10 protein-coding genes are annotated in these 22385 nt (G+C 43.6%); 8 read left to right on the top strand and 2 right to left on the bottom strand.

Going from position 1 to position 22385, the window contains the following annotated elements; genetic code table 11:
- The first annotated feature begins 17 nt into the window (after nt 1-17).
- Genes brxC through brxL form a run of 6 tightly spaced genes read left to right on the top strand, consistent with a single transcriptional unit; the run spans nt 18 to nt 13181 of the window.
- Entirely contained in the window at nt 18-3584 is a 3567-nt protein-coding gene (brxC, locus tag ACNI29_RS15470) for a BREX system P-loop protein BrxC (RefSeq protein ID WP_419779271.1), read from the top strand.
- A 27-nt stretch (nt 3585-3611) separates the two neighbouring features.
- Complete coding sequence (pglX, locus tag ACNI29_RS15465; RefSeq protein WP_419779270.1) at nt 3612-7265, top strand: BREX-1 system adenine-specific DNA-methyltransferase PglX; 3654 nt, start codon at nt 3612-3614, stop codon at nt 7263-7265.
- A 13-nt stretch (nt 7266-7278) separates the two neighbouring features.
- Nucleotides 7279-8016 carry a hypothetical protein gene (locus ACNI29_RS15460; protein ID WP_419779269.1) on the top strand — a complete coding sequence of 246 codons (738 nt, stop codon included), beginning with the start codon at nt 7279-7281 and terminating at the stop codon, nt 8014-8016.
- Between the two features lie 20 nt (nt 8017-8036).
- A complete protein-coding gene (locus ACNI29_RS15455; RefSeq protein WP_419779268.1) occupies nt 8037-8507 on the top strand; it encodes a HEPN family nuclease in 471 nt (156 codons plus the stop codon).
- A gap of 8 nt (nt 8508-8515) precedes the next feature.
- Entirely contained in the window at nt 8516-11134 is a 2619-nt protein-coding gene (gene pglZ, locus ACNI29_RS15450) for a BREX-1 system phosphatase PglZ type A (protein ID WP_419779267.1), read from the top strand.
- Between the two features lie 10 nt (nt 11135-11144).
- Complete coding sequence (gene brxL / locus ACNI29_RS15445) at nt 11145-13181, top strand: protease Lon-related BREX system protein BrxL (protein WP_419779266.1); 2037 nt, start codon at nt 11145-11147, stop codon at nt 13179-13181.
- A 286-nt stretch (nt 13182-13467) separates the two neighbouring features.
- Here brxL and ACNI29_RS15440 read toward each other — a convergent pair whose 3' ends face one another.
- Nucleotides 13468-14457, bottom strand: coding sequence for a DUF8743 domain-containing protein (locus ACNI29_RS15440; protein WP_419779265.1), 990 nt, complete (start codon nt 14455-14457; stop codon nt 13468-13470).
- A gap of 206 nt (nt 14458-14663) precedes the next feature.
- Here ACNI29_RS15440 and ACNI29_RS15435 point away from each other — a divergent pair, with 206 nt between their 5' ends.
- Both ACNI29_RS15435 and ACNI29_RS15430 read left to right on the top strand, forming a co-directional pair.
- On the top strand, nt 14664-18197 hold the full coding sequence (locus tag ACNI29_RS15435; RefSeq protein ID WP_419779264.1) for an AAA domain-containing protein: 3534 nt from the start codon (nt 14664-14666) through the stop codon (nt 18195-18197).
- 69 nt (nt 18198-18266) lie between these two features.
- Nucleotides 18267-22043, top strand: a complete 3777-nt coding sequence (locus ACNI29_RS15430) for a hypothetical protein (protein WP_419779263.1) — start codon at nt 18267-18269, stop codon at nt 22041-22043.
- 43 nt (nt 22044-22086) lie between these two features.
- On the opposite strand, the gene ACNI29_RS15425 is transcribed toward ACNI29_RS15430, so the two are convergent.
- The gene (locus ACNI29_RS15425) at nt 22087-22371 is read right to left on the bottom strand and encodes a hypothetical protein (protein WP_419779262.1); all 285 of its coding nucleotides are present in this window, start codon (nt 22369-22371) and stop codon (nt 22087-22089) included.
- Nucleotides 22372-22385 lie beyond the last annotated feature (14 nt).

Genomic DNA, 22385 nt, shown 5'->3' with positions numbered 1-22385 from the left:
AGTCGAGGAGATTATAGATGCTTATTCATACTCTTTTTTCAAAAGATTTATTTCGCCCCATCAACGGGGTTATCAAGGCAGACCAGCAGGATGAGGACAGCGTATGGCAGGAGCTGGATGAATACGTTGTAACCAGAGAGCTTGATCAGCATTTCCGTGGGTTCTTTGAAACCTATCTTCATGCCATAATGAACGGACAAGACCCTAATGTCGCAAGCCGTATAGGGGTTTGGGTTTCCGGTTTTTTCGGTTCCGGTAAATCGCACTTCATAAAAATCCTTTCATACCTGCTGAACAACAGGGAAGCCATTGATCCTGAATCAAAAGAGGCTCGGAAGTCTGTTTCATTCTTCAACTCCAAGATTAAAGATCCCATGCTGCTGGCTGATATCAAAAAATGTACGACCAGCGACACAGATGTAATACTTTTCAATATTGACAGCCGTGCTGACTCTCGCGAAGGCCGGGGAACTCTTCTCTCCGTTTTTTGGCGAGTATTCAACGAGATGCAGGGCTTCTCCGGTGATGATCCGCATATTGCCGAGATGGAACGATATCTCACTGAAAAAGGTAAATACGAAGAGTTCTGCGCCCACTACAACAAACTGACTGGCGACAACTGGATTGATGAGCGGGACGCTTATCACTTTCGCCGGGATGAGGTGGTTGAATCGCTTTCCGAAACACTGGGCCAGAGCAAGGAATCCGCTGAGGCTTGGTTTGAAAAAGCTGAAGGGACTTTGAACCTGACCATCGAGAACTTCGCTAAGCGAGTGAAGGAATACCTTCAGCGCAAAGGTCCTGATCACAGGGTAATTTTCCTTGTTGATGAAGTTGGCCAGTTCATCGGTAATGATGGACACCTGATGCTCAACCTGCAAACCATTACCGAAGATCTCGGACGTGTTTGTCAGGGCAAAGCTTGGGTGGTTGTAACTTCTCAGGAAGACATTGATGCTGTCCTTGGAGATCTGAAATCAACCAAGGCCAATGACTTTTCCAAAATTCAAGGCCGCTTTGATACTCGCTTGTCCCTATCCAGCTCTAACACTGATGAAGTTATTCAGGCTCGTTTGCTGGCTAAAAAGCCGGAAGTTACCACCGAGCTTTCCAGCCTCTTTGATAGTAAAGGAGACATCCTGAAAAGCCAGTTGAGCTTCACCCATGACAGTGCTTCCCTCAAGACTTTCAGCAGCAATAAGGACTTTGTCGACAACTATCCTTTTGCTCCATATCACTTTCAGCTTGTGCAGAAAATCTTTGAATCTATCAGGAAGGCCGGAGCCACAGGTTTACATCTGAGCCGCGGTGAACGGTCCATGCTTGATGCCTTTCAATCGGCAGCAAAGAACATCTCCAAGAAGGAAATCGGAGCACTGGTTCCGCTATATGAATTCTATCCAGCCATTGAGAGTTTTCTTGATACTGCCGTGAAGCGTACCATTGAGCAGGCCAACGATAACGCAGGACTGGAAAAACCTTTCGATGTCCATTTGCTTCAGACTCTTTTTCTGATTCGCTATGTGGATATAATCAAATCCAATGTCGATAACCTGGTGACTCTGTTCATCGATACAGTTGATGCCGACCGGTTGGCTTTGAAAAGAAAAATTGAAGAGAGCCTCCAGCGACTGGAAAAAGAAACCCTTATCAGCCGCAACGGGGATCTCTACTTCTTCCTGACCAACGAAGAGCGAGACGTAAGCCGAGAAATCAAGAATCTCGAAATTACCGGCAGCGAAGAAGTAAAGCTGCTTGGCGAAATCGTATACGCTGAAGTCCTTAAGGATCAAAGCAAACACCGCTACAAGCCTTACAAGCGGGATTATGCTTTTAACCGCATTCTGGATGGTCATCCATACGGAGCGAAGATTGATCACGAGATAGGCGTTGAAGTGCTTACCGCTCTTTCTGATGAGTACAGTTCTTTTAACGCCATGAGTTCTGTCGCCTATTCTCAGGAGCACAAAGGACGTGTGCTTGTCCGGCTTGAAGATAACAAGCTGCTTGGCAGGGAAGTCCGTGAATACATTCAGACTGACAAGTACATAAAGCTCAAGCACGACGGCTCAAATACGACTAATTTCAAAAATATCCTGCGTGACCGGCAGGAAGAAAACCGGGAACGCCGCGCGAGAATCGTAACCCTTCTGGAGCAGCAGATTCTGGATGCTGAATTTTACGCTATGGGCCAGACTCTGAGCATTAGCGCAACTTCTCCACGGGTCGCTATCAGTGAGTGCATGGATTACATTGTCCAGAATCTTTACAATAAGTTCGGCTACATAAAAACCCTGCATGACGAACCTCAAAAAGAGATCCGTGCAACCCTTCTTTCCAACGATGTCAGTCAGGTTGAATTGGAGAAAGGACTTACCGACATTAACACCGATGCTGTCAGGGAAATCCGGGAATACATTGATCTTCAGGTAGCGCGGAACCATCCTGTACTGCTTAACGAACTTGTGGAGCATTTTGCACGCAAGCCATACGGCTGGCCTGAATTTGAAATAGTATTGCTTGTTGCCCGGTTATTCATGTCCGGCGAAAGCAATCTTTTCTATGAAGGATCAAACCTGACACCGAAAGATGCTGTTGAGCCCATGCTCAAAACCGGTAGATGGAAAGCCATCAAGGTAATCAAACGCAAGATTCCTTCCAAGGACCAGATCGAAAAGGCCCGTAAGCTCTGTCAGGAGTTGTTTGGAAAAATCGGCCCTGAATCCCCGGACGAGTTGGAAAAGACTATCCGCAAGGATCTTGGAGACTGGGAAGAAGAGCTTTCAGAATACTGGCAATTATCGCAGACCGGGAAATATCCCGGCGGCAGGACAATCAAAGAGTGTTTGGATGTAATCAGCAAGGTAACGAGTATTCGGGACAGCTTTGAATTTACCAGCAGTTTCAATGAGCACCGAAACGACTTGCTTGATACCTGCGAAGATTTCCATGAGCAGCATGACTTCTTTAAAAACCAGCGTCCGACATGGGAAAAACTCATTGAAGGACTGGATACCTTCAAGAGCAACCAGGAAGCCCTGTACACAGATGCTGAAGCCGAACCGGCCTTGAAAAAGATGCGCCAAATTGCCGAGGCCCCGGCTCCGTATGGAATGCTCAAGGATGTTGACTCGCTCATTTCCAAAATTGGCACAGTGAACGATGAGCTAATTGCCGAACGACGCAAGAAAGCCTTGCTGCATTTGGAGTCGGAAATAGGCATCATCAACAAGGAACTGGACTCTGCCGGAGTCGATACGGACTTCCGCAACACGGTCCTGCATCCCTTGCAGCAAATACGCATAAAAATCGAAAATGAAGTGAGCATTCCCAATATTTCTTATCAACTGGAAAGATTTGGAGATGCCATTCAGGACGGTCTGGATAAGATCGAACGCAAGAAACAGCCGGTTGATCCCAAGGAACCCGAAAAGCCGCTCAAGAAGATCAAGACCGTAAAAGCGACCTCGGTTGCCTCCAAGGCTTATCTGGAATCCGCTGAAGACGTCAGCAATTACGTTGATGCCCTTAAGCAGACTCTGCTTGATGAACTTGAAGAGAACGTTCGCATCAGAATTCAGTAGTTAACACCAGCGAAAAGAGAATACACCGTGCCCATTAATAAAAGTATCTTAAAATCCTACGCTCCGCAGGCTCGCAAAGATTTCATTCAGGCTGTCACCGACAAGGCCAGCCTTTTAGGTCTTTCTGAAGACAGCATTGAACCGATGGAAATCAAGGGTGAACTTGCTATCATCGCAGGACGTCCTTTCCCGAAGTCCATTGCGGAGCAGCGCAAAAAGCTGGAAGCCAGAATCAAGCAGAAAGGGTTCGGCCAAGTAATGGATGAAATAGCCTATACTTGGTTCAACCGCTTCACTGCCCTGCGCTACATGGAGCTGCACGATTACCTTGGGCATGGATATCGTGTGCTGAGTAACCCCAGCGGTTCGGATATTCCTGAAATTCTGGAGAAGGCTACCAGCGTGGATCTGCCGGGGCTGGACATGTCTGAAGTAGCCGAATTGCGTCTTGCCGGTGACAAGGATGCAGAGCTTTATCGCTTGCTGCTGATCAAGCAGTGCAATGCCCTGCATAAAGTAATGCCAATGATGTTTGAGTCCGTTAACGGAGCTTCCGAGCTGCTATTGCCTGAGAACATTCTTCAGTCCGACTCGCCCATCCGTAAGATGGTTAACGAGATTCCAGAAGAAAACTGGGATGAGATTGAAGTCGTTGGTTGGCTGTATCAGTTCTATATCATCGAAAGAAGAAAAGAAGTTTTTGGAACCGTGGTTGCTAGTAAAGATATCCCAGCGGCAACGCAGCTCTTCACTCCCAACTGGATTGTAAAATACATGGTCCAGAACACCTTGGGCAACAAGTGGCTCATGACCTATCCTGAGTCCAGCCTTAAAGACAAAATGGAATTTTACATAGCCCCAGCAAAACAAGAGCCGGAAGTCCAAGAACAACTCGACTCTATAACTGCTGCTGAAATTAATCCCGAAGAATTGACCTTCATGGACCCCGCCTGCGGTTCCGGGCACATTCTTGCCGAAGCCTACGACCTGTTCAAAGAAATTTATCTGGAACGCGGTTATCGCACCCGTGAAATACCCCGCTTAATCCTTGAAAAGAACCTGCACGGCTTAGATATTGATGATCGCGCAGCCCAGCTTGCAAGATTCACTGTGCTCATGAAAGCACGGGGAGACAACCGCCGTATTCTTGATCCTGAAAATCCTGTGCAGCTGAACATCATGTCCATTCAGGAAAGCAAGGATCTGGATGTGGATGAGATTGCAAACGTGCTGCTTCGTGAACGGGTCAAAGAAACCGGGGAAAAAGGCCAGCAACAGATGTCTCTGCTTCAGACCAAGCCGGAACAGGCAAGTTTGCATGAAGTTGAAAAGTCGGATGTAAGCAAAGAAGAACTTTATTCGCTAATTCATTTATTTGAAGAAAGTAAGACCTTCGGTTCTCTGTTGACTGTTCACGACAAGCTGAAAGAATCTCTGCCTAAGCTGGAAAAACTGATTCAGGGTGGCTTGGAAGGTTTGGACATGGACACCCGTAGATTGGCAGAAGCTTTGCTGCCTTTGGTAAAGCAAGTAGGGTTACTGGGAAGATTGTATGATTTTGTTGTAGCTAATCCGCCGTATATGGGAAATCGGGGTATCAATCCTAAGCTGAAAAAATTTGCTAAATCTGAATATCCCAAAAGTAAGACAGATCTTTTCGCTATGTTTATGGAGCGTTGTTTAGAAATGGTGAAAGAAGGTTCTTCTTCAGCGTTAATAACAATGCAAAGCTGGATGTTTTTATCTTCTTATGAAGATTTACGCATGGAAATATTAAACAATACTCCTCTGCATTCCATGCTTCATCTCGGCCCAGGTATGTTTGATCATTTTGAGAAGAAGATATCACAACACACCTGTTTTGTACTGTTAAAGATTGGAATAAACAAATACAAGGGGCCATTCTTTGATTTAACTGATGGGAGAGATGAAAAAACCAAAAAAGATTTATTTATTGAAAGGATAAATAAGGCATATTTTGCATCTTCTTCAAACTTCAAGAAGATTCCGGGACGTCCTATTGTTTATTGGGTGAGCGAGCCTCATTTAAATGCATTTTCAACAGCTCAAAAAATTTCTGAATCAGCACAGCCAGTAGTGGGCTTGCAAACTGGAGATAATGATAAATTCATCAGGTTTTGGTTTGAAGTTACTTTTAAAAAAGTTGGGTTTGGGCACAATACTTCTATAGACGCCCTTCTCTCACGCAAAAAATGGTTCCCCTATACAAAAGGCGGTAATTTCCGCAAATGGTATGGAAACAATTATTGGGTAGTGAACTGGGAAAATGATGGACAAGAAATAAAAGGTTTAGATGGATCATACCCACGCAATATGAAACATTATTTTCAAGAGGGCCTTTCGTATACTAATATTAGTAATGGAAAATTTTCTTCACGGTTCACTCCCACCGGGTTTATTTTTGACCAAAAGGGGTCCATGTTTTTTTCTAAAGAAAGAGATGAAATAAAAAAAGTTGCCATTTTTTTACATAGTAAATGTGGAGAAAGTTTCCTAAAGGCAATGTGCCCAACCTTAGATTTCAACCCCGGAACACTATCAAACTTACCTTTATTATCATCAGTCAAAGAATATGTAGAGCCTCATTTTACTAATGCCGTTTCTATAACAAAAAAGGATTGGGATTTATATGAATACTCTTGGGATTTTCAAAGGTCTCCACTACTAACCGAAAAACGTAATTCCTTGATATTTAATAGCTATAAACAGCTATCTATAGATGCAAAAAACATTAGCCAAGAACTTTGCAACATAGAAAAAGAAATAAATATTAGTCTTATTAAGATTTATAATCTTCAAGAACAACTCACACCTGAAGTCTCAATTTATGAAACAACACTAAATGCTAATCCATACCATCGATATGGCCCAAACAAAACAGAAGAAGAATACGAAACCCTACAACGCACCGACACCATAAAGGAACTAATCTCCTACGCCATAGGCTGCATGATGGGCCGCTACTCCCTAGACGAAGAAGGACTAATCTACGCCCACAGCAACAATGAAGGCTTCGATCCTTCTCGCTACACAACCTTCCCTGCAGATGAAGACGGCATAGTACCGGTAATGGATGAAGGATATTTTGCGGATGACGCAACTAACCGCTTTAAGGAATTCCTCAAGGTAGCGTGGTCCCCTGAAACACTGGACGAAAACCTGAAATTCGTGGCCGATAGTCTGGAACCCAAGAAAGGCGAAGAACCTATAGACACGATACGCCGCTTCATCAGCCAGAAATTCTTCAAGACCCAGCACCTGAAGGTCTACAAAAAACGCCCCATCTACTGGCTCTTCTCCAGCGGCAAACAAAAGGCTTTCGAATGCCTCGTGTACCTGCACAGGTACAACGAGAACACCCTCTCCCGTATGCGGGCCATGTATGTTACTCCTTTGCAGGGCAAGTACAATGCTCGCATTGAATACCTTGATAAAGAGAAGGACAACGCCAGCTCCACCAGCGCGGCCAAGAAGATTCAGAAAGAGCTGGATAAGATGCGCAAAAAACAGCAGGAACTGCGCGAATATGACGAGCTGCTACGCCACTACGCGGACCAGAAAATCACCCTAGACCTTGATGATGGGGTGAAGGTCAACTACGGGAAGTTTGGGAAGCTGCTGGCTGAGGTTAAGGCTGTTACTGGGAAGAATCCGGAGTAAGGGGAGACGTGTTATGACAAATGAAAAAGAAATCACATACGGTGTCCGATTTTCAGAACCTGCGTTGATCAATCTTATCCTAAATTCTTTGGAAGCATATAGCGTAGTCCACAAGAATAAGCCTAAAGGGAAAAAGATACGTACTCGCTTGGAAACTTTTGGACACCTATTTGGACATATTGTTGAAGTAGATGAAGATCATAAGATATTTCACGTTGATTTCGTAAACACTGATACATCTTCAAAACAAGATACTGATAGTGTTTCATATAACGAAAAATCAGCCATACTTAAACGTGACGCAATCCGTTCATTCTGGCCTAGTTACCAATACCTTGGAGATTATCATACCCATCCATATGAGCATTTTACAGAGGTCGAAGAAATCAAAGGTTTTCATTTATCTCCAAGAGATAGAAAAGAATTTTCCAGCAACAACTCTTTCTGGAAAAATGTAGGACATAGACTGAGCCTCCTAGTATCAATAGGATACATGGATAGAGCAGGAACAAAGGACCCTCAATTCATTGGTAAAGGGCATAACTGCATTGAATTTACTCTTGGAAACTATCGTTTATGGCTATCAGCATACTACTCATATTTAAAGAAAGGCAAACTCGTCTACTCAGAAGACGAGAGTGAACAGATCTATATTGATTGCCCAAGTCTAGTCGGTTTCTTTTGGGACCATGCGCCGTTTGGTAGAGTCCGGGTTACACAAAGAAAAACTGAATACAACGGCAAAGATTAAGCCTTCAGGAGATCGTAACAATGGGACTTTACAACGAGCTGCATAGAGATTTCGCACTGAGGACCCGAGCCAATCTAGAACATATTGATGCTGCATGGGCTGCCCAAGAAGAAGCAGGAGAAGATCGAACAGTCTTCAACGTGACCCAGCTTATCAACTCTTGCCTTGGTATGGTTGTATTCATCAAGGAAGGCAGATATTTGCCAGCTGGATCTATCCAAGATCTAAGCGATGGGATTAACATTGAGACTTTTCAAGACGATGAAAATTCAAACCGAACTTTACGGCAATTCATTCGCAGATTCCGCAATGCTATTTCTCACTGTAATATTGAAGCATACGGAACAGGCGATGACATTGAGGGTTTTGAACTTTGGGATCAACCGTATCGTGAACCAATAAATTGGCGAATTCGCATGGGAACAGAAAGCATTCGCGCTCTGGCTGAAGCCCTCGTCAATCACGTTCTTGAAAATGCACCACAAGGTTAAACGAATAGATGGACACTCAAAAAATAACCGAATCCCTTAGCAAAATATTCCACACTGAAGGCCACCGCATAGTCTTCTGGTATGATCAGGATCAGGAATTCCTTGATACTTTTCAAAGCTTGGATCTCGACGACATCAAGCTGGTTAATCTCAGCGAAGAAAGCCTGCTGGAAATTAAGGTACGTCTGGAACTCGAAGATCTGGACAGCAAATATTTACTTTATTCGCCCACACAGGAACCAGAACCGGAAAAAGACTGGCTCTTGGACATCAAGCTCTATAGCCGCCCCTTTCATGCTGACAAAGCTTCAATCCTGCTGAATGAACTGAAGCTGCAAAAGCAATCCATGCGGGCGCACCTGAATAAACGCAAAAAATTCTTCAACAGCCGGGACAGAGTAAATAGACTCAAAAAGCTTGTTTCCACTGACGATATGGAACGGGATATTGACCTTAAAATACTTACCGTTCTTACCAGCTCGGAACAGGCCGAGATATTTCACATCCTCATGAAGCTGTTCGGGGAAATGTGCGTTGATCGCGATTGCGATTTCAAATCCCCAACCAAGTCATGGACCGAGATTGAAAAGTTCGGCATGGCTCCCTTTTTCTGGGAACAGATGACCAAGGCTTTTGGCTACAATGTCGAGTCACCAAGCCTGTCGGATCTGCTGATCAGGTTGCTGGTAAATGACTTTGACAAAAATTTCAGGGGAGATATTCCCGGCTCCCTCTCTCATTTCTTGCTCAATGATAAAATACTGGCAACAAATGCGTCTGTGTTTGTCTCTCAATGGCGAAGCAACCTTATTCACTTCCGACAATACGGCATCATCTCCAGTGAAATCGCCAAAGAGCTCAGGCTGGATGAGCACCTGATTAACTGCACTGAGGAATGCCTGTTGGATGTCATGACCTTTGAGGTGGTTGAACGGCAGGTAATCCGATCCCTGCGCACGAAAATCACCCAAGGGGATCTGCAAAAGCCTGCAAATCTCAAGACTGCTATCCTGCGCCGAAAAGATGGACACTGGACTACCATCCAGCTAGATGAATACGGCAACAACGGCAATATTTATGCGACCACTTACAATGCGCTGGAATCCACTCTGGATCTGCTGACAATACGCCAGAAATACGATGCAGGATTCAGCTTTGCCAGCGCGAAAGATATGTATCAGGCATACACAACCGAGCTGTTCAAATTCGATCAGCTTTACCGCCTTTTCCACGAAGATGCCGACAAGGTAGAGCTGGCGGGATTCGATATCATCAAGGATGTCCAAAAGGTTGTGGAATCCTGCTACAGCGGTTGGTATCTGGATCAAATTTCAATAAACTGGGGCAGCTTCCTTGAAGGCGAAAATGGCCTGCTTGAACACTGGGCTATCCCGGATATTAATAAGCAGCAGGATTTTTTTGTTCACAATGTGAAGCCCGTCCTGAAATCCCGCCCGAACAGTAGAGCTTTTGTCATCATCAGCGATGCCTTTCGTTATGAAGTAGCTGAAGAACTTACCAGGGAAGTAAATTCTAAATTCCGCTTCAAGGCTATGCTGTCCTCTCAACTAGGAGTTCTGCCCAGTTACACCGCTCTGGGTATGGCCTCACTGCTTCCGCATAGGGAATACGGGTACAAAGAAGGTTCGGATCAAGTCCTCGTGGACGGTCTTCCATGCTCTTCTCTGGATCAACGAGGAGCGATACTTTCTAAACATGACGGAATTGCCATTAAGGCAACAGATTTGCTGGCAATGAGCAAAAACGAAGGGCGCGAGCTGATCAGGGACTGGCGTGTAATATATATTTACCATGACCAGATCGATTCTACCGGCGACACTGCTTCAAGCGAGGGGCAAGCTTTCTCCGCTGCCCGTAAAGCAATTGATGAAATTTCATCTTTAATAAAAATCGTTGTGAACAACCTGAATGGCTCCAATGTATTCGTCACTGCCGATCACGGTTTCCTGTATCAGGACACTGCACCGTCCCCTCTTGAAAAGAGTGCATTAACCTATAAGCCTGATGGCGTGGCCAAGGCCAAAAAACGCTATATACTGGGCCGCGAACTCGGCGAATCGGAAAAGGCGTGGCATAGTTCCACCAATAAAACAGCCGGGACCAGTGACAACATGGAATTCTGGATTCCCAAAGGAATCAACAGATTTCATTTTGCAGGCGGGGCACGATTCATCCATGGCGGAGCCTTGCCTCAGGAAATAGTTGTGCCTGTCATCCACGTTAGAGAGCTTGAAGGGAAAACCGCCCAAAAAGAAGCTGTGAAACAGGTCGGAGTGTCTCTGCTCGGTTCCAACCGCAAGATTGTAAATTACATTCAAAAGTTTGAATTCATCCAGACTGAGAAAATTTCAGAAAAAATGGAAGCGAGAACGCTGGTAGTTTCCCTGCGCGATGGCGAGCAGCTTATCAGTAATGAAGAAACACTGACTTTTGACAGTTCTTCCGATTCCATGGAAGATCGAAAACGGGTTGTGAAGCTCATGCTTCAGAAAGGCAGCTACGATAATAAAAAAGAGTATTCACTGACTCTCCGAGATCCAAAAACTCAAATTGAATATGAACGCATCCCGATGACAATTGATCTTGCGTTCATTAATGATTTCTAAGGAATAAGATATGACCGACGAAGCCGTAAGCTTAGACAATCTGCTGAATCAGCACTTTCATGGAAAAGTAGTCCGTAAAGACCTGACCAAGCTCCTCAAGGAAGGAGCCAACGTCCCGGTCTATGTGCTGGAATATCTGCTGGGTATATACTGTGCTTCAGACGACGATGACGTCATTCAGGATGGCATCAAAAGCGTAAAGGATATTCTCTCACAAAACTACGTGCGCCCCGATGAAGCAGAAAAGGTAAAATCCATTATCCGTGAGCGCGGCAGTTTCAAGGTCATCGACAAAGTAACTGTTAAGCTCAATGAGAAGCGCGATTGCTACGAAGCCTTTCTTTCCAACTTGGGAACCAAGGGAGTTGAAATTTCCAGCAATACCGTCAAGGACTTTGAGAAACTCCTTGTTGGTGGGATATGGAGTATTATTTCTATTAATTATTTCTACGAGGAGGGCCAGAAAGGCTCTCCTTTCTCCATTTCCGAGCTGAAACCTATCCAGATGCCGAATATGGATATGGAAACGCTCTATGAAGGCCGCAGACAGCTTACAGAATCCCAATGGTTGGATGTTCTCATGCGCTCTACTGGAATTGAGCCGACAGCCATTGATGAACGAGTAAAATGGCATCTGCTCTCCCGCTTAATTCCACTGGTTGAGAACAACTACAACATCTGTGAGCTTGGCCCCCGTGGAACCGGTAAAAGCCATGTGTACAAGGAACTCAGTCCGAACAGTATTCTTGTTTCCGGCGGGCAGACCACCGTAGCAAACCTGTTTTACAATATGAGCAGCCACAAGGTCGGGCTAGTTGGCGTCTGGGACGTAGTTGCATTCGACGAAGTGGCGGGAATCACTTTCAAAGACAAAGATGGAGTCCAGATCATGAAGGATTACATGGCATCCGGTTCTTTCTCCAGAGGAAGAGACTCCATAAGCGCAAATGCCTCCATGGTCTTCGTGGGTAATATTAACCAGAGTGTTGATACTCTGGTCAAAACCAGCCACTTATTCGCCCCGTTCCCGGAAACAATGATTGATACAGCTTTCTTTGACCGGATGCACTGCTATACACCGGGTTGGGAGATCCCCAAGATGCGCCCTGAATTCTTCACGAATCAATACGGACTGATTGTTGATTACATGGCAGAGTATTTCCGTGAAATGCGCAAAACAACCTTTGCAGACGCCATCGATAAATATTTCAAATTAGGAAACAACCTGAACCAGCGAGATACCATCGCCGTTCGTAAATCAGTATCTGGTCTGCTCAAGCTTCTTTACCCTCATGGGGAACACGACAAGGCCGCTGTCGAAAAATGCCTTAAATACGCATTGGAGTGCCGTCGTAGGGTCAAGGAACAACTTAAGAAACTGGGCGGTATGGAATTTTATGATGTACACTTCAGCTACATCGACAATGAAACCATGGAAGAATTCTTCGTCGGCCTGCCTGAACAGGGCGGAGCATCGCTAATCCCAGAAGGACCATTAAACCCAGGAACTCTGCATACAATCGGTTCTGGAACAGCTGGACATCTGGGTTTATATCGCCTTGAACTCCAGGTGACAGCAGGAAACGGCAAATTCTCAATCTCAGGTGTTGGTTCAGGAAACCATGCCAAAGAACCGATCAAAATTGCATTCGACTACTTCAAAGCGAATGCCAGCCGAGTTAGTGCAGCATCGAAGCCAGGAGACAAGGATTACCATCTCCATATTGTAGAATTGCACAACACCGGCCCGAATAGCACCATGACGCTCTCAAGTTTCATTTCGCTCTGTTCAGGGCTCTTGGGTAAACCAATTCAAGGCAGCCTCGCCGTACTTGGTGATATGAGCCTTGGAGGAAGCATTATTCCAGCAGAAGATCTAGCTGCAAGTCTTCAGGTTGCATTTGATGCCGGAGCCAAAAAAATATTGATCCCTATGAGTAGTGTCGGAGACATTCCATCCATTCCGGGAGAACTGTTCGCTAAATTCCAAACCAGTTTTTATTCAGATCCGGTGGATGCCGTTTATAAGGCTTTGGGTGTAGAATGATGCAATATTCAAACGATATTCCTCACCCTCACTAACAATCATTGAAAAAATGCTGAAATTTTGCAGAAAGGCCTCACATTATTCCCCACACTTCCTTGTTTTGCAAAACCGTATCCGAAACCATAAGCTTATATTCAGTGTAAGGATTCAGGCTTGCCTGTAATGTCTCAATTAAACGACTATAACATACCTTCAGGAAAAGACTCGCAAACCATACATAAAGAACGCGGAACATGGGAAGCTACGCCTCAGCCAATTTAGCAAGCCTTTCCAGATCAGCCAAAACCTAAAAAACCTGATCTAAATTTGCAGCCCCTTCGATCCTACTTCGCGAAGTATAACGCAGGTTCTGGGGAGCTTTTACACGCCCTTTACTGACTAATTTTATTGGAGGGGCTATCTTCTTCGCTTCTTCAGACAAAATAACTGCATACTTTCCAGAGTCTTTCCATGGTTCAATCCGCTCAACAGGAGCAATATGGGTAATCGCTGAGATCGGGGCAACCTGATACGTTGCTATATACTTAATCTGCGAAATCATGCTGGAATGAATCCGGATTGCATACCACATATTCTCACCAAGGAAGGTTTCTTTAAAACCGTCTTCCCTAGCTGGCACAACCACAGTATCAATCTCTGAAGGATCAAGCTTCCCCTGCCCGGCGTCTACTGTATCTGCCGAAACATCTGCCAGAAAAGGATCAAACCGATAAGCCGCCTCACTTCCATGCACGTAACGCTGCAAAGTGAGGATTTCGACCGGAAACTTAAACCGACTGACGAGCACCGTTTCAAGCTCTTCAACACATTCATCAATGATGACAAGAGCGCGAAATTTATCTTTTCCAAAAATCATGGATTCCAGCAAATAATCGACATTTTCAAAACCATTCTGGCTAGCAAAAGATTCACATCTATCCCACTTGGAAATATCTTTAGAAAGAGCCTCCTTAATTATGGACTTAACCTTATGTGGTGAAGATTCAAAAGAAAGTGAAAATTGTAAAATTTGAACAGCTATATGTTTCAGATAATCATGACTGGCAAGTTCATTTTCGACCACATAAAGAACCGGCTCTTTGGCACTGGAAAGATCAATTAAGTAGCCATCAGGGATATTATTGGTCTTACCGGCAGCCCCTATTTTCTTCTTCACATCCAGATAAATGCGGTCTGCCCCGAAGAGGTCGTCCTCAACCATCAAAATTGCTTTTTCAAAATCCTTCTCCTTGGAAAAGGCAGATGGCATATATTTTTTATCAGAAGTCCAAAGCATATATTCTCCATAAGACTAAGGGCGACTCAAAGATAACATCTCAATTCAATTAACTAAAACACAACCATAAAATGAATCTTTATCAGTTGACTTAAGGATTAACTTAACGCAATAAGAAAGGCAATATTATCCATCCATTAATACGAAACAGCTTTAAATATTGGAATATTTCCAGACATAAATTATTAAACTTATTTAAATCAGACATGACTGAAATAGCAGCAAAATATACAAAATATTACCAAACTACACTTGAAGACGAACTCATCACAGCCAGTGCTGTAAATGGTGACTTCAACTTTGAAATATCCTCAGACGAATTACGACAAGGAAAATTAACAGCCCCGAATACAGAAAAGCTGTTTCGCAGCAAAAAGGGAGACTCATCTACAGTTGGTCTCACTATAGCCCCTGTCCATCTAAACAGGTTGGTTAATAGGGCCGGTAATTACTCTAATTCACCGGCTACAATAATTCCTATGCTCGTCCCCTGCACATTAACAAAAGAAGGTGCCCTGCTCCCTTCCAACTTCAGAATGCCTTGGATCGTTCGAGACTATTTGGACCCTGTTGTGTCTTACCATCAACACACACTGGCCCATACGGATGATGTCGAAGAATACTTCGCTCAAAACCGTCAGGATTTTAAATCATTACCATGGAGTGAGCTTTATAAGTTCTTCATGAGAGCTCTCGACGAACTTGCAGGTATATCTCCTGACCAGAAAATTGAAATCTCAGGTACGACTTATACCGTCGTATCTACTCCACGCATCAACAGAAAAGAAGCCCAAGGAGGAGCAGCGTCTAATATCAAACGTCTTTACGATAACATCGTAAAAGAAGATAAATACCCTACTCTATACGCTTCATTATTTAAATCACGAGAGTCAAACCGCTCATTACTTACTCTCAAAGAAGAATCGCTTATTGCTGAAAAATATCACCTTGGGCAGATGAGTAATAGCTTCGGGTTAGGTCCCAGCCAGCGTCAAACAATTCATCATTTCTTTGCAACTCAGCAGAACGAAACACTGGCTGTTAATGGCCCTCCCGGCACAGGAAAAACCACTCTTCTACAAAGCGCAATTGCATCGTTATGGATAAAAAACATACTCGACAGCCGCGATGGCAATACATTCCCCCCTGTTATTGTAGCCACATCATCTAACAATCAGGCCGTTACAAACGTAATTCGTGATTTTGGAACAGTTTTAAGCAAAGATTCAGAAAATATATTAGAACGTAGATGGCTTCCTGACGAAGTAAAAAGCCTTGGTTCTTATGCACTATCAGAAGGCAATCAAAAGAAACTTGGACATGGCAGCAACAACCCGTACCTTTCCATGACTATGGAGTGGACAGGTAACTGCACGGAACTGAGGGGATATTTTACAGAATTTGATAATCCTGAATTCATAAAGAACAGCTTCCAGAAATTTGTCACAGAATATGCTCAATTTAGTAAAACCGCGCAGAAGCAAACGTCTCCAGAAAAGACTTTAAAACAAATACAACAAGACTTGCGCAACCGAATTGAGAATATTTCCAGTGAAATTTCAACATTCATTAAGCTCTGGCGCAAATGCTCAAACAGCACACAGTCCATCGAACAGACTAAGGCTAAACTTGCAAATATTTCCGCCCAAACTCCGACCTCCGAACAGTATTTATCTGACAAGGCAAAAGATCTTCAAGCCGCTAGCACCCAAATTAGCTTGATAAAAGATCAGGTGCAAAAAGCAGCTCAAGAATTGGAATCAGAACCATTTTGGCATGGCCTTTTGGGATTCCTTTCCTTTGTTAAAAACAAAAAGAAGACTAAGGCGACCTCATTCATGCTCCAGAATGAAATATCCCTAAGTAGTCAGCCGCAAAATCTGCAGGATGTTTGTGATGCATTAAACGGCAAGCTAAAAAAAGCACAGCAAGTTCAATCATCTACAAAACAGCAACTCAGCATAGCTGAACAAGCAGTTATGGATTTATACCATCAGAGGGACGATCTACAGAGACAGTTAAATCAAATCAATTCAGACATTGACTCACTCAATTCTTTATTCCCTAACGGCAAATCCTTAGCTTTTGACAGGAACGGCCTCTACGCTCTTTTAGAACAACTGGACAAGACTCACCGGTATGAAATGTTTCTACTCGCCGTACACTACTATGAAGCAAGGTGGCTGGAAGAAAGCATCAAGAGCTTAGAAAAGAACAGCAAACTAAGCACAGAAGAACGCTTCAAACGTATTTCAATGCTGACCCCATGCATTGTATCTACGTTATTTATGACCCCAAAATTTTTCAGTTCATATGGAAAACCACTATATGAATTTATTGACCTACTCATTTTGGACGAGGCAGGACAGGCAAGTCCTGACAAGGCGGCAGCGGTATTTGCCCTCGCCCAAAAAGCCCTTGTTGTCGGCGACATTTACCAAATTGAACCTGTATATGGAATTACTGAAGCTATTGATAGAGGCAACCTGATGTCCAATCAGTTGCTCACTGATAAAAATGAAGAGATACCAAATCATTTAGCGGCATCATGCGGTAATGCCATGCTAATGGCTCAACATTCAACTCCCTTTCAGTACATCATTGATGGTAATCCAGTAAAAGAACGTGGCATGCATCTGCTTGAACACCGCAGATGCCATAAAACAATCATCAGTTACTGCAAAGAACTCGCATACCCACACATGGAAATGCTTACTAAACATGAGCCAGATAACTTTTATATATTCCCACAACTTGGATATGCTCATATCCCCTCAACTGGACAAAAACGTAATGGTAGCTGGCACAATCCATATGAAGCACAAAACATAGCTCAATGGATAGCCGATAATCGCAACAAGATACTGGACCACTATCAAGTCGATTCTATTGCTGATGTTATTGCGATAGTCACGCCATTTACAATGCAAGCCAAAACTTTAAGAGCTAGTATTCAAAATCTTTTATCTTATGAAGAAGTGCAAAAACTAACAATTGGAACGGTCCATAAACTTCAAGGTGCAGAAAAACCGATTGTTTTATTTTCTTCTGTGTACGGTCCAGACAACGTCTCCACACCTTTTTTTGATAGAAGCATAAATATGCTTAATGTTGCGGTATCACGCGCAAAACACTCATTTCTTGTTTTCGGAAATATGAGCATGTTTCGCCCTGGAGACAACAAACCATCCCAAATCCTTGGTAAGCACTTAAATTTTACTGACGGCTTAAGCGAACTACCTGGATTCAGACTGACTGAACGCAAAACTAATGCTCCTGTACAACACATTACGGACCTAGATCACCACCAAGAAGTGCTTTCATCGAGTTTTGCTACAGCACAAAATGAATTACTGATAGTCTCACCATTCCTTAGCATGCAAGCCATAAAAGCAGATAATATCACAGATCAAATTAAGGAAGCTACACAACGAGGTGTTGCTGTAAATATCTATACAGACAAAATACTCGCTCTGGCAGGAGCACAACACCAACCTGAACGACTTGAAAGAGTAACTGAAGTACTAACAGAAGCCGGAGCTAGACTTCACTTTGCAACAGGCTTGCACAGTAAAACACTCATTGTCGATAACCATACATTGATTGAAGGATCTTTTAACTGGCTTTCTGCCCGTAGAGACAAACTAGCCAGACTCGAACACTCAATCCTGTATCGAGACAGCAGCGTTGCCGCAATAAAGAACAACACCATGAAGAGCTTAAACGCGATTATGACCTAACGACTTTTATATTTCTCTGATGCAGTCACCAGTTTCATAAGACCGCAAACAGAAGACTAAGGCTAAACCATGCAAGACATCTTCGACATCACAGAAAAAGAAATCCAAGAATTATCCGATTCAGACCTTCGCACTCTCATTGGCCTTCTATGCGAGGCTGAGCTTGAGCGTAACAACCTCCCAGTAACCGCTGCTAAGTGGGGTGGAAACCAACGTGCCGCAGACGGAGGTCTTGATGTCTATGTCGATCTGGAAAATCAAACGGAAGAAATAGGAGAAATCCCACGCTGGAAGACGGGCATTCAGGTCAAACAAGAAAGCATGCCCAAAAGCAAAATCAAAAAGGAAATGAGTCAGGACGGTATCCCCAAACCTATCCTTACAGAGCTAGCCCGCGACAAAGGAGCTTACCTGATTGCCTGTGGCCGGGATACGAATTCTCACAAGATGTTGAAGAGCAGACTCGATGCCATGGCGGAATCATGCAAAGCAATTCCTGAAGTGGCTGACCTTCACTTAGATTTTTTCGACAGCAACCGTATTGCAACTTGGACCCGCAAACATCCCAGCCTAGTTTTATGGGTCAAGGCAAAACTCGGATCAAATTCCAGTGGATGGCAACCGCATGATAACTGGTCTGAATGCCCTGATGGAGTAGATGGAGAATTCATCTTAGATAATTCATCCAAGATCTACGATGACCGCAGCAAAAACACAGACGGATTATCGGCAAAGGACGGGCTAAATAGTATCAGAACGCTTCTGCATCAAGAACGGAGCTGTATACGACTCGCAGGACTATCAGGTGTTGGTAAAACCAGATTTGCTCAAGCTCTTTATGACGAACGCATTGGACAAAATCACCTTCCCAAATCAATCGCCTGTTATACAGACATTGCGCATAGCCCATCCCCCACTCCGCGAGACATGGCTTTACAGTTAATAGCCCTGAACAAAAGAGCCATCCTAATAGTGGATAACTGCCCGCCGGATTTGCACGACGAACTCAGCAAAGTCTGCATCCGTGCTGATAGCAAAATAAGCCTGCTAACCATTGAATACGATATCCGTGATGACAAACCGGAACGAACAGATGTGTTTCGTATGGAACCGTCTTCCAACGATCTCATTGAAAAACTTATTTCAAGCAGATTCAAAGACATCAATAATCTTGAAGCCAGACGAATAGCAGAATTTTCTGAAGGCAACGCACGTATAGCGATAGCTCTCGCTGAGACATTCGAAAAGGGCGATGCAATCCTTACTCTTGAAAACAACGAACTTTTCAAACGTCTTTTTCATCAACGCAATGCTGAAGATGATAGTTTGATGCGTGCAGCTGAAGTCCTCTCGCTTGTCTACTCATTCGATGGTGAAACACTTGACTCTCCAGAAGGCGAACTTGATAGACTGGCTGAACTGGCTGGCATGCCCGCTATGGATTTGTATCGCCACGTTAACACTCTACTCAAAAGAGGGCTGGCTCAAAAACGCTCAAAGTGGCGTGCGGTACTTCCGCATGCAATAGCCAACAGACTTGCTAAACAAGCACTTGAGAATATTCCTGCACAATTGATTAAAAATGCTTTCGACAAAGATGGATCAGGCAGATTGCTTAAGTCATACACTAGGCGGCTGGGTTATCTTCATGATTCTGAGGCTGCTCAGGAGATAGTTAAGGGGTGGCTGCAGCCGGATGGTTGGCTTGGAGATGTTTCCAAATTGAATAAACTTGGAGTTACCCTGCTCACAAATATAGCTCCTGTCGCTCAGGAAGAGACACTTGAAGCAATTGAACGTGCATCAAACGGACCGGATGGAAAGACTTTCACTTCAAGAGATAGTGCGTACCATGATGACATTCCAAAATTATTGCACAAACTTGCCTACGCCCCCAATCTTTTTGAAAGATGTTGCCGAATTCTCTTGAAGTTTGCCATTAAAGACACGCCTTATGCATACGATTCATCAGTAAACTTAACCTCTTCCCTTTTTCAGCTTCGCCTTTCAGGCACAGAAGCAACCATTGAGCAACGACTAGGTGTTTTATCTGACTGCGTCACTGCAAGCCCTTCATATGTAAAAATGAGTATTCGAATATTTGAACGACTTCTTGAAGCAGAACACTTCAGTTTACAACACCCCGTTAACTTTGGTGCTCTCCCTCGAAGATACGGATACACTCCTAATGGCTATAGTGATGTTCTCAACTGGTATGTAAAAATTATGGATTTTGTACAAAAGATTGCCTTGAATAGGCCATTACTAAAAAATGAGTATTTAGAAATAATTGCAGATAAATTTCCAGGAATCTGGCTAAAAACCCCAGCTCAAAATTTACTCTATAACTTTGCTGACAAAATTAGACAAAAGCAACTCTGGCCAGATGGATGGATCGCTGTACGGAAAACACTAGCCAACCCCTCATGTGATAATGAAAACACCTCCAGACTTTTAGAACTTGAAAAAAGACTAGCTCCCAAAGGCCTATATGAAAAAGCAATTGTTTGCTTATTTAATAAAAATTGGAAATTGCAACATTTAGCCGAAGCCAAAGCGGGAGTTACCCTTGGGTGGAACTGTGCAGATAGCTATATATTTGAGCTTGGAAAAAAAATATCTCAAGACAAAGAGATCCTTCAACGATTAGGCCCCGAACTTGTATCCAATAAGGCTGAAATATCTAGTTTCGGCAATGGCCTAGTCGCTGGATGCAAAAATCCAACACAAATTTGGAATGAGCTTAAGTCATATTTTGAACTCGTAGAAAAAGAAAAGCGCAACATATCAATTTTACTTGGATTCCTTAATGGTACGCAAAAAAGAGACTTTAATTTATACAATAAAATTTTAGACGAAACTATATATGATAAAATTCTTGGAGAATATTTTCTAGAGATTCAATGTCAAAATACGATCGACACAGCAGCAGCAAAACGCATTTTGCAAGCTCTTCCAAATTATAAAGCGAAAAATAAATATGAAAGCCATCCATGCATACACATCAAACCATGTGCTAAAATCGATCCCAAATTGCTGAATGACATTCTTTCTACGCTATGTGAGACCCAGCAAGGTAGAAAGGCAGCCCTGCGTATTATTTCTATGAAAATCAGCAAAGACAAGGAAGACAGCAAACTTACCTTACTCGCTCAGGACCTTTGTTTCAACCTGCTCACTGACCGATTATCACAAGATGAGCTTTTATCTTTTCGAAATATTATTGCATGCTGTTTTGGAGCAGATAAATATGCAGAAAAGGCTCATGATTTTTGCCAACTTGGACTAAAATCATACACAACAAATAACGTTAATATCATCAAGAACCTAACGCCCACAATTAACTCATTGATTGAGGTACACCCACAAGTTGTACTGAACACTTTTTTACTCAACACTGATGGCAGACCACTTAGTAGGGCAAAGGCACTCCATAACTACGACATAGCCTTTTTAGTCGCGCCGCATGCAATCAAATGGTGTGAAGAAGACCCGAAAATCCGTTTCCCCAAACTTTCAACCGTTACGCCTTTGTTTTTTACAGACATTAGTGGAAGAGCGATAAGCCTGAACCCAGTAGCCGAACAACTACTTGAACATGCTCACAAGCACCCAAAAATATTGAAAGAACTAACCCCATTACACTACCCAGAAGAAATGGAGTATTACCCATACTCATATGTTTTGAGCTCATACGCTACTTTCTTCATAAGCTACCTCAATTACAAAGCCCCATGCGTACAGGAATGGGCAAGCGAACAACTAACAGAATTAAGAAAACGCATTGCACGTCAAAAAATTGCTGAAGAGAACGAAGCTAAGGCGAGGCACGAATCCTTCGAATAATCTCCGGGAAACTAAGATAGAGACGGACGCCAGCCTCATACAGCTACCAGATACGAGTATCAACCATCGCAACAAGAGCCTTTAATTTTTCATCACCGCATGAAAATCTATTACAATCGAAGACATAGTAAAGCCCTCCGCTGTTCGGGACATCCTCATGACTAAGGTGAGGAGCTACATCTTCATACGGTTTCAGTCTAGCAATTATAGCACGGCCATGTCTCTCAGCTATTGTCGTGGTTCCTGCTAAAACAGCTACCCCGTGCTCAACGACAGAATCAACAGCATCATAAATATTATCACTCTCTCTAAAAATTTTCATAGCCAAATTTAACTCCATCA

Origin of the sequence: Maridesulfovibrio spiralis (SeqCode), assembly GCF_048571135.1 — a bacterium.
Lineage (GTDB): Bacteria > Desulfobacterota > Desulfovibrionia > Desulfovibrionales > Desulfovibrionaceae > Maridesulfovibrio > Maridesulfovibrio spiralis.
The sequence above is the reverse complement of the archived record's forward strand: the minus strand, read 5'-3'. Positions and strand labels throughout refer to the sequence as shown.

Excerpts from the sequence above, each read along its gene's own strand:
- brxC (WP_419779271.1), top strand. The coding sequence starts at position 18 with ATGCTTATTCATACTCTTTTTTCAAAAGATTTATTTCGCCCCATCAAC.
- ACNI29_RS15460 (WP_419779269.1), top strand. The coding sequence starts at position 7,279 with ATGACAAATGAAAAAGAAATCACATACGGTGTCCGATTTTCAGAACCT.
- ACNI29_RS15455 (WP_419779268.1), top strand. The coding sequence starts at position 8,037 with ATGGGACTTTACAACGAGCTGCATAGAGATTTCGCACTGAGGACCCGA.
- pglZ (WP_419779267.1), top strand. The coding sequence starts at position 8,516 with ATGGACACTCAAAAAATAACCGAATCCCTTAGCAAAATATTCCACACT.
- brxL (WP_419779266.1), top strand. The coding sequence starts at position 11,145 with ATGACCGACGAAGCCGTAAGCTTAGACAATCTGCTGAATCAGCACTTT.
- ACNI29_RS15440 (WP_419779265.1), bottom strand. The coding sequence starts at position 14,457 with ATGCTTTGGACTTCTGATAAAAAATATATGCCATCTGCCTTTTCCAAG.
- ACNI29_RS15435 (WP_419779264.1), top strand. The coding sequence starts at position 14,664 with ATGACTGAAATAGCAGCAAAATATACAAAATATTACCAAACTACACTT.
- ACNI29_RS15430 (WP_419779263.1), top strand. The coding sequence starts at position 18,267 with ATGCAAGACATCTTCGACATCACAGAAAAAGAAATCCAAGAATTATCC.